The sequence below is a fragment of the Pseudomonas sp. SDO5532_S415 genome, assembly GCF_054071155.1.
Genome location: NZ_JBSVWS010000002.1, coordinates 149017 through 159255, shown reverse-complemented (window position 1 = coordinate 159255; position 10239 = coordinate 149017). Strand labels below are relative to the sequence as shown.

The following is a 10239-nucleotide window of genomic DNA, read 5'->3' as shown; positions in this document are numbered from 1 at the left end:
TTGGTGTCGCCTGACACACCTTCGCGAGCAAGCTTCGCTCCTGCAGGGGATGAGTTTTGGGCGAAAACCGGACGCAGGACGAGTTAAACGTTGTTAATTTTCCATGACGCGCAAACAGCGTTGCCCAGCCGTTTGTCAGCGCCGCGTCCAATAGAAACGGGCGTACGTTAAGGTCCGTGGAACGCTGCAGTCGCAACAGGCACCCCGCAGTCATCCAAACGGCACATTGCGCGGATCAGAAAACCTGAGAATATGCTTGAGAACCGCGATTCAGACGGATGCAAGCAGGAGTTAGCCGTTGCCCCTTTCCCTCGTACAAGCTGTACATTTCGGCCCTTACAGGGTCTACCCCGGGCAACGCCTGATACTGGAGGCCGACCAGCCCCTGCGCCTGGGCCGACGGGCCATGGACATCCTGTTGATCCTGCTCAAACACGCCGGGAACGTGGTCAGCAAACAACAACTGCTCGCCGAAGTCTGGCCCGACACTGTGGTGGAAGAGATCAACCTGCGGGTGCATATGGCGGCCCTGCGCAAGGCCCTCGGCGACGGTCAGGCCGGCCAGCGCTACATCGTCACCGTGGCTCAGCGTGGCTACAGTTTCGTGGCACCCTGCTCGCTTGAGCGTGTCGAGCAGCAGCCAGCCAGCGAAGGTCCGCCATCGAGCGGACACAACCTGCCCCTGCGCCGTACCCGCCTGATTGGTCGCCAGGTATTGGTCGACAACCTGGTGACGCAACTGCCGCGCCAGCGCTTCATCACCCTGGTCGGCCCCGGTGGCATCGGCAAGACCACCGTGGCCTTGCGCGTCGCCGAACAGCTGATCGGCCGGTACCGCGACGGCATTCGTCTGCTGGACCTGGCGCCGATCAATGATCCGCTGATGATCGCCGGTCACCTGGCCGCGTTGTTGGGCCTGTCCCTGCACGACACCGAACCACTGAACAGCCTCGCCCTGTTCCTGCGCGAGCGGGAGATGCTGCTGGTCATCGATAACTGCGAGCACCTGATCGACCATGTGGCGCTTCTCTGTGAAAGCCTGCTGCGTGGCGCGCCGCAACTGCAAATTCTCGCCACCAGCCGCGAGGGCCTGCGTGCCGAGGGCGAATTCGTCCAGCGCCTGGAATCGCTGGACTGCCCGCCGCCCATTGCCGTGCTGGACCGTGCCCAGGCCTTGAGCTTTTCCGCGCTGCAATTGTTCGTCGAACGGGCCATGGCCAGTCACGACAGCTTCGAACTGAGCGATGCCGAGTTGCCGCTGTTGATCGACATCTGCCGACGCCTCGACGGCATACCACTGGCGTTGGAACTGGCGGCCGCGCAAGTCGCCAGCCTCGGCCTCGCTGGCTTGCTGGCGCAACTGCAGGACAGTTTTCGCCTGCTCACCCACAGCAGCAACACGACGCTCGGCCGGCATCAGACCCTGCGCGCCACGCTGGACTGGAGCTTCGAACTGCTCAGCACCTGCGAACAGACCTGCTTGCGCCGACTGAGTGTCTTCCGCGGCGGCTTTACCCTTGAGTCGGCCGCGGCGGTGATCGTCGGCGGGCATATCGAACCGCGCGAAGTATTCGGCTCGATCACGCAACTGGTGGCCAAGTCGCTGCTGAGCGTGGACGTCGGCGACGAAGAGGTGTTCTACCGCCTGCTCGACACCACCCGCAGCTATGCCCTGGAAAAACTCGAGCAGACCAGCGAGCTGCCCGGCACCCGCGAGCGCCATGCCGAACGCTGCCTGGTCTTGATGCAACAGGCGCACAAAGAGTGGGAGCGGATACCGACAGCGTTGTGGATCGAGCGGTACGCCCGTGGCCTGGAAGATATCCGCGCGGCCCTCGATTGGGGCCTGGATGCCCGGGGACCGCAGACACTGGCGATCCGCTTGACCGCGGTGTCCGCACCACTTTGGCAAGAGCTGTCGCTGCCCAGGGAGCATGGCGGCCATGTGCGCAAGGCCCTGGCCTTGCTCGATGCGACGCTTGAACCCTGCCCGCACCTGAAAATGGCCCTGAAGCTGGCCCTCGGCAGCGCCTGCTACCACGCCCAGGGCGGCACCGCTGAAGCCATCGGCGCTTTCGTCACCGCCAGAACCCTCGCCAGGCAGTGCAATGACGTGGTTGGAGAACTGCGCGCCGTTTCCGGGTATCTGGCCGTCAATCTCCTCTGCGGTAACTATCAGATGGCCCTGGAGCAGAGTCAGCAATTCGACCGTTTGGGAGTGTCCGGCGACCCTGTGTTGTCTCTCAGCACCCATCGCTTGCGAGTGTTGGCGCTGCACTTTGCCGGAAATCAATCACGGGCGCGGCTGAATGCCGAAGAGGTGCTCCAGCGCATGGCCCACAGCGGCCATCTCAACCGCTTCACCCACGGCTTTGGCGTGCAGTACGACCAGAGCGTCGCCGCCCTGACCATTCTGGCGCGCGTCCTCTGGATACAGGGTCTGCCGGATCAAGCCTGGCGTACGGCACGACAGGCGCTGAACATTGCCCTGCAGATCAACCATGGCACCTCCATCTGCTACACCCTGGCGCTCTCGGGTTGCCTGATCGCCCACTACAACGGCGACACCCGCACTTCCCGCGAACTGTTGGGCCTGCTGCTGGAACAGTCGCGCAAACACTCGGTGCTGCCGTTCTACACCTTTGCGCAACACTATGCGCAGGTCATGGACAGTTCTGACGAACCCCCGCCGCGACTGGCGGGTGTCGGATTGATCAAGGAAATCATGGTGACCCTGGACACCGGCTTCGTCGATGACGACTTGCTGCAACGCGCCAACAGCGGCGCGGCGGGCTGGAGTACCGCGGAGATTCTGCGGGCCCGCGCCGATGCGCTGCTGGCAGCGGATTGCCCGGTGAAAAACCGTGACGCCGAACCCCTGCTGCTCAAGGCGCTCGACATAGCAAACACTCAAGGCGCCCTGGCCTGGGAACTGCGCAGCGCCACTTCGCTGGCGCGGCTTTGGCAGCGTCAGGGTCGCCACCAGCAGGCACATGAACTGTTAGCGCCGATCTACCAGCGCTTCACCGAAGGGCATGCCACGCCAGACCTGATTGCTGTGCGCCGATTACTCGGCGAGTTGCAGGACCACCGGCCGGCCTGACCGTCGATGCGACTGACTGATGTAGTCGGCGTACCGCATTTCAAAGGTGCGCAAGGCGCCACTGTGTTCGAGTTTTTCCAGGGCGTAACTGCGGGTGGTGTTGAGAAAGCGGTAACGGGTTACGCCACTGGCTTGCTCGCGCGATAGCAGCGACTTCAGCGCCAGGCTTTCCAGCACCTTGTTCAGGTTGGCGGACAGCAGTGTGGCGCAACTGACCACGCCCATCGCCGCGTCCGGGGTGAACGCCGACTTGAACACCGCCAGGCGCTGCAACACGGTTTGCTCCACCGGGCTCAGCCGTTCGTAACTCCAGTCCAGGGCGGCCTTGAGAGTCTGGTGCCGGGGGACTGCCGTGCGCCGGCCTTGGGTCAACAGTTGAAAGCAGTTATCCAGTTGCGCCTGCAAGCCCACCAGCGCCAGCGCATCGATCTGCGCCGCCGCCAGTTCTATCGCCAGGGGCAACCCATCGAGCCGTCGACAGATTTCGCGCACGGCCCTGAGGTCCTGCTCGCGCAGGGAAAATCCTTGCTGACGGGCACGTGCGCGGCTGACGAACAGCTGCGCAGCCGAATAGCCCATGACTTCGTCGACACTGTGCAACGCCGATACCGGCGGTACCACCAGCGGCGGCAGCGCCAATAACGCTTCCCCAGTGGCCAGCAGCGGTTCACGACTGGTGATCAGAATCGACAGGCGCGGCGCCGAGTCCAACAGCCTTTCGACCAGGGCCTGGCAGCGCTCCAGCAAGTGTTCGCAGTTATCGAGGATCAACAGCGCATGCCGTTGCCTCAGCACGTCCAGGGTGGTGCCGGTTTCCAGCGCCAGGGTGCGCGTCAGGTGATCCTCCACCTGCGCCGGATCATCGATCATCGCCAGGTCCACCCGCCACACGCCATCGCGATAGTGCTGCAACAGCAGTTCGCCGACGCGCAGGGCGACCATGGTCTTGCCGATACCGCAGGGCCCGACCAGGGTCATGCAGCGCCGTATCGGCAACTGCCGGACCAGACTGCCGACCACCGCATCACGGCCGGTGATCGACGTCAGCCGTGCGGGCAGGTTGTGTTGGGGTTTATGCGCAGGGGCGCAAGAGATCGGCATGAGCTCCGATGCCTGTTGCACCGGCGCGACGAAGCTATAGCCGCGCTGGGGAATGTTGACGATGTAGCAGTGACCGCCCTCGCCATCGCGAAAGGCTCGACGCAGCGCGGCAATATGCACCCGCAGATTGATTTCCTCGACCACCGACCTCGGCCAGACCTTGGCGATCAATTCGTCCTTGCTGACCACCGAGCCTGCGTGCTCGACCAGTACCTGGAGGATATCCAGGGCCCGTCCCCCCAGGCGCAGCGGTTGATCGCCTTCCAGCACCAATCGCTGATGAAGGTGGAACGCGTAGGGGCCGAAGCGCAGCACGGTGTCGCTATTTATGTATCCAAGGCTAATCATTGACCTTCACCCGCAGGGAGCCTGCCCGGCACACATCCGGACGGTACCTTCCTTGCTATGAGTTCAAGGCTATCTTGGCAGGCCTCGGCGACCGTACAACCGTCACGGGGGGAGCGTCACGGCCATTACGGTGCGCATCACGGCCAAAAACGTCAGCTGAATTGCTCGCGGTACTGGGTCGGGGTCAGACCGAGCTTCTCACCGAACAGAAACCGCATGTGCCGCACGCTGCCGAAGCCGCTTTTGAAGGCCACGGTCTTGAGTGGCAACTCTGTGGTTTCGAGCAGGTTGCGAGCGCAATCGATCCGCGCACTTTGCAGAAACTCCATGGGCGTCATGCCCACTTCCCGGGCGAACACCCTGGCGAAGTGACGCGGGCTCATGGCGGCCAGGCCGGCCATGCGTTCGATGCTGAAGGTTTCGTCGAGATGCTCGAGTACATGGTTCTGCAACCGGGTGATCGCCGTTTCCTGGGGCGCCACCGCCGCCATCAACGGGCTGAACTGCGCCTGGCCACCCTGGCGTTTCATCACCACCAACAACACCTTGGCCACATCCTGTGCGAGTTTCTTGCCATGGTCGTCGGCAACCACTGCCAGCGCCAGGTCAATGCCGGCGGTGACGCCACCGGACGTCACGAGATTGCGATCCTGGACGAAAATCCGATCGGTCTCGACGGTGGTCTTGGGGAAAGCCTGAATCAAGCGCTCGGTGTAGTGCCAGTGGGTGGTCACGCGATAGCCGTCGATCAACCCGGCATGGCCCAGCACAAACACCCCGGTGCAGATGGATCCGTAATCCTTTGAGCGACTGACGTTGTGCTTGAGCCAGTCGAGCAATCGCGGATGTTTTTCGTTGTAGGCACCGGGGCCTCCGGGCACCAGCAGCAGATCAAATCCGTCACAGGCCTGATCGATAGTCAGATCGGCGAGCACCCTCACGCCATTGGACGCCCGCAGCGCACCGGGTTCGGTGCCGATGGTCGTCAGCACGTAGTGGTCGTCGGGTTTGAGGTACCGATTGGCAATGGAAAAAACATCCATGGGCCCGGCCATGTCGAGCAGGAGAAAGTTGGGGAACAGCACCATTGCCACGGTTTTCATGGGTTCAAATCACTTAGGAGTATCAAGCCACTGGAGACTATCCCTTGTGGGAGCGAGCCTGCTCGCGAATACGGTTTCATATTCAACATAGAGGTGAGGGTCAGACCGCTTTCGCGAGCAGGCTCGCTCCCACAGGGTCCCGCCCGGTATTACTGTGCATTATGGCGAAGTACGGATTCAGCGTCGTCAACATTACTGTCAACCTGAATGAGACAGTATTTCAATTTTCATCTACTTTTTGCACCACTGGGTAACCATTAACCTTCTCCTCACTCGGACGAATCAACGTCCCCACAGGAGATTCCATCATGCTGACCCTTCGCAAAGCTTCTGATCGTGGCATGGCCAACCATGGCTGGTTGAAGTCGTTCCATACCTTCTCTTTCGCCAACTATCGCAACCCGAAAGAACAGGGTTTTTCCGATCTGTTGGTGATCAACGATGACCGCGTCGCCGCCGGTAAAGGCTTCGGCCAGCATCCGCACCGCGACATGGAAATTTTCTCCTATGTGCTCGACGGCGCACTGGAACACAAGGACACCCTGGGCACCGGCTCGGTGATCCGCCCTGGCGACGTGCAATTGATGAGCGCCGGCAGTGGCGTGGCGCACAGCGAATACAACCACTCGGACAAGCGTGCGGTGCACTTCCTGCAAATCTGGATCGTGCCGGATGTAAGCGGCGCCAAACCGCGCTATCAGCAAGAACACTTCAGCACGCAGAAGAAACGCGGCCGCCTGCAATTGATCATCTCCCCCGACGGGGACAAGGGTTCGCTGAAGGTGCGTCAGGATGCCCGGGTGTATGCCGGCCTGATCGACGGCCAGGAGAGTGCCACCCTGGAACTGGCCGCCCATCGCTACGCCTACGTGCATGTGGCGCGCGGCAGTGTCGAACTCAACGGCCTGCGCTTGCAGGAAGGCGACGGTGTGCGGGTTCGCGAAGAACAGGTGCTGACCTTGAGCAACGGCGTGGATGCCGAGGTGCTGGTGTTTGATCTGCGGCCGCAGGAATTGCCTGAAATGCCTTGACCATAGGAGCGCTCCTACAAACTCTTGTGGGAGCGAGCCTGCTCGCGAAGGCGGTGTATCAGTCACATCAATGGTGAATGTGCCAATGTCTTCGCGAGCAGGCTCGCTCCCACAAGGGGGATTGCCCACAGAGCTACAAGGTATGTTCGCTGGAAGATGCAAACTGCTCGACTATCTCATCGATCACCGCCCGTACCCTGGCGGTGTGTCGCAGGTCGGCGTGGGTCACCAGCCACACGTCATAGGGAATTGGTCGGGAGCGTTCCGGCCACAGCCTGACCAGTCCATCCTTCTCCCCCACGTACACCGGAATCTCCCCTATCCCGATCCCTGCAGCGATGGATCGACGCACCAACAGGCTGGAACTCAGGCTCGAAACGATCCGCCCACGCCCCAGCGGCTCACTGACCAGCGTCATGTCCTTGCTGCCCTGCAAATACGGCTGATACACCACCAGATCATGCCCTTCGAATGCCGATCCCGGCTCCGGAATGCCGTGGGCGTCCACATAGTCTTGCGAGGCGAACAGGCCCACCGGCCACCGGGCGATTCGCCGGGCGATCAGGTCCGGGTTATCCGGTCGGGTATTGCGCACCGCGATGTCGGCCTCGCGCTTGGCCAGACTGAGGATTTGCGTCGAGGCGTCCAGTTGCACCCGCACATCAGGGTGATGTTGATGCAAACGGGCAATGGCCGGAATCAGAAAATCGATCGCCAGGGAGTCCGTCGTGGTGACCCGCACGATACCGGTCAAGCGATCGTCAAGGCCCTGAATCCGCCGCTCCAGCTCCAGCGCCGAATGCTCCATTTTCTCCACGGCACGCATCGCCGCTTCGCCCACGGCGGTCAGCGCATAACCTTCGGAAGTACGCAGAAACAGGGTCGCGCTCAATGATTTTTCCAGCGCAGCGATCCGCCGGCCGACCGTGGCCTGGTCCACCCCCAGTACCCGCGCGGCGCCCCGAAGTGTCGATTCGCGGCAGACCGCGAGAAATACCCGTGCGTCATCCCAGTTCATGGCGCTCTCCATGCGATGCATTACTGCATCACTACAAAGTGAAATCGCAGCATTATTGCATCAAACAACCTCGTTATGCTGGACGCCAGAGAACACTCACAGGACAAGGTTCATGCCCAGCTCACCAGCTCCCTCCGACACAACACGTAGCGCGATCTGGCTGGCGATCTTCGCCGGCCTCTGCGCCAGCCTGGTCAGTATCGGCCTGGCGCGGTTTGCCTACACACCGCTGATTCCCTCGCTGATCGAAGCCCACTGGTTCTCCGCCAGCGACGTGGTGTTCCTCGGTGCCGCCAACCTGGTGGGTTACCTGATCGGTGCGCTGATCGGTCATCCTCTGGCTCGACGTACGTCCAACAAAACCGCCCTTCGGCTGATGATGCTGGCGGTGACCCTGGCGTTTTTTGCCTGCGCCTTTCCGTTGTCGGTGAACTGGTTTTTCGGTTGGCGCTTGCTGTCCGGCATCGCCGGTGGCGCGATCATGGTGCTGGTGGCGGCAACGGTGCTGCCCCATGTGCCAGCCGCGCGCAAAGGCCTGGCCAGTGGCGCGATCTTTCTCGGTCTTGGCCTGGGCATTGCCGGATCGGGGACAATCGTGCCGCCGCTGCTGAGCCTTGGCTTGCAGCAAACCTGGCTAGGCCTGGGCGTGCTGGCGCTGGCTCTGACTGCAGCCAGCTGGTTCGCCTGGCCGCCCGCCGCGTCCCATGCAACAGCCGTAATGCCCGCCAAGTCCGCGCCAGCAACGATCAACCCGAGTGTCTACCTGCTGTTTGCCCAATACGCGTTCATGGCGGCCGGGCTGGTGCCGGCCATGGTGTTTCTGGTGGATTACGTGGTTCGCGGGCTCGGTGCAGGGCAACACGTCGGCGCGCTGATCTGGGTGATGTACGGCCTGGGCGCGATTGTCGGACCGGTGAGCTACGGTTTTCTGGCCGATCGATTGGGGGCAAAACCAGGCATCCGACTGGTGCTGGCGGTGCAGGCGATTGCAGTTGGCCTGCTATCGGTTTCCAGCTCTTTCGCGGCGCTGGCCTTGCTGGCAGTGATCATCGGCTCGTTTCCGCCGGGCATCGTGCCACTGGCGCTGGCCCGGGTTCACGAACTGGTCCCCGAGCATCATCAACAACAGATCGCCTGGAGTCGCGCCACCGTGTCGTTCGCCACCTTTCAGGCGATCTCCGGGTTTGCGTACTCGGCGCTGTTCAATGCCAGTGGTGGACGCCATGAGTTGATGTTCGTGATAGCGGCGGGGGCGATTGTCGTGGCGTTACTGTTGGAGTTGGCTGTTCGCTTCATGCCCCCCTCCCATGTGGGAGCGAGCCTGCTCGCGAAGACGTCGGCACATTGAACAGAGTAATCGCCCGACACACAGCTTTCGCGAGCAGGCTCGCTTCCACACTGGATCGGTGTACTGAACTGATTTTTTCACTAGAGGTATCGAACATGTCCCTCCCTCAAACCATGACCCTGATCGAGATCACCCAACCCGGTGGTCCCGAAGTCTTGCAACCACGCCAGGTGCCGGTACCCACGGCCGGCGCCGGTGAAGTACTGATCCGCGTGCGTGCCGCCGGAGTGAATCGTCCTGACGTGATTCAGCGCGCCGGCAAGTACCCGATGAAACCCGGCATGAACCCGATCCCGGGACTGGAAGTGGCCGGTGAAGTGGTCGCTGTCGGCGCTGGCGCCAACGAGTTCAAGGTCGGTGATAAGGTCTGTGCGCTGACCAACGGCGGCGGCTATGCACAGTATTGCGTGGTCCCGGCCAGCCAGACACTGCCTATCCCCGAGGGCCTGGACTGGGAACACGCGGCGGCAGTTCCGGAAACGTTTTTCACCGTGTGGGCCAACCTGTTCGAGATGGGCGGCGCCCGAAAGGGTCAACGGGCCTTGATCCATGGCGGCACCAGTGGCATCGGCACCACCGCACTGATGCTCTGCCGCGAGTTCGGCATCGAGGCCTTCGCCACGGCGGGCAGTGAAGAAAAGTGTGCCGTGATTCGCGATCTGGGTGCCGAAGCGATCAATTATCGCGAGCAGGATTTCGCCCGTGTCATCGCCGAAAAAACCGCTGGCCAGGGCGTCCATGTGGTACTCGACATCATGGGCGGTTCGTACCTGAACAGTAACGTGGCGGCCCTGGCCCTCGAAGGACGGCTGGTGATGCTGGGTTTCCTCGGCGGCGCAATTGCCAAGGATGTCGACCTGTTGGCAATCATGGCCAAACGCGCCACGGTCACCGGTTCGCTATTACGCTCACGCACCCGTGAAGAAAAGGCCGCGATCGCACTGCAGTTGCGCGAACACGTATGGCCGGTGCTGGCGGCCGGTCGCTGCCTGCCAATGATCGACAAGGTTTACAGGCTCGACGAGGCGGCGCTGGCTCATGCGCGGATGGAAGCGGGCGATCATGTTGGCAAGATTGTGTTGCGGGTGGAGTGATCCGCAGAAACAACACTACCCGCCTGTGGGAGCGAGCCTGCTCGCGAAAGCGGAATGTCTGACAAATAGATATCGGATGTGTAGACGCCTTCG

General features: G+C 62.0%; 7 protein-coding genes. 4 read left to right on the top strand and 3 right to left on the bottom strand.

Translation table 11 applies throughout. From position 1 onward, the window contains the following. Positions 1-298: 298 nt before the first annotated feature. Positions 299-3103: an ATP-binding protein gene (locus ACW9HW_RS02235; RefSeq protein WP_457397986.1), complete on the top strand. Its 2805-nt coding sequence runs from the start codon at positions 299-301 to the stop codon at positions 3101-3103. On the opposite strand, the gene ACW9HW_RS02230 is transcribed toward ACW9HW_RS02235, so the two are convergent. Together ACW9HW_RS02230 and ACW9HW_RS02225 are read right to left on the bottom strand one after the other, a co-directional pair. Continuing rightward, positions 3068-4552 carry an ATP-binding protein gene (locus ACW9HW_RS02230; protein WP_457397984.1) on the bottom strand — a complete coding sequence of 495 codons (1485 nt, stop codon included), beginning with the start codon at positions 4550-4552 and terminating at the stop codon, positions 3068-3070. The genes ACW9HW_RS02235 and ACW9HW_RS02230 overlap by 36 nt on opposite strands. Before the next feature lie 152 nt (positions 4553-4704). Continuing rightward, positions 4705-5655, bottom strand: coding sequence for a GlxA family transcriptional regulator (locus ACW9HW_RS02225; RefSeq protein ID WP_095193404.1), 951 nt, complete (start codon positions 5653-5655; stop codon positions 4705-4707). 308 nt (positions 5656-5963) lie between these two features. Between ACW9HW_RS02225 and ACW9HW_RS02220 the strand changes: the two genes are divergently transcribed. Next, the gene (locus ACW9HW_RS02220) at positions 5964-6686 is read left to right on the top strand and encodes a pirin family protein (RefSeq protein WP_095193403.1); all 723 of its coding nucleotides are present in this window, start codon (positions 5964-5966) and stop codon (positions 6684-6686) included. Positions 6687-6819: 133 nt separating this feature from the next. Here ACW9HW_RS02220 and ACW9HW_RS02215 read toward each other — a convergent pair whose 3' ends face one another. After that, positions 6820-7704: a LysR family transcriptional regulator gene (locus ACW9HW_RS02215; RefSeq protein ID WP_095193402.1), complete on the bottom strand. Its 885-nt coding sequence runs from the start codon at positions 7702-7704 to the stop codon at positions 6820-6822. Between the two features lie 112 nt (positions 7705-7816). Here ACW9HW_RS02215 and ACW9HW_RS02210 point away from each other — a divergent pair, with 112 nt between their 5' ends. Continuing rightward, positions 7817-9052, top strand: a complete 1236-nt coding sequence (locus ACW9HW_RS02210; RefSeq protein WP_095193401.1) for a YbfB/YjiJ family MFS transporter — start codon at positions 7817-7819, stop codon at positions 9050-9052. Positions 9053-9147: 95 nt separating this feature from the next. Further along, entirely contained in the window at positions 9148-10146 is a 999-nt protein-coding gene (locus ACW9HW_RS02205; RefSeq protein ID WP_457397979.1) for an NAD(P)H-quinone oxidoreductase, read from the top strand. The last annotated feature ends 93 nt before the right edge of the window (positions 10147-10239 follow it).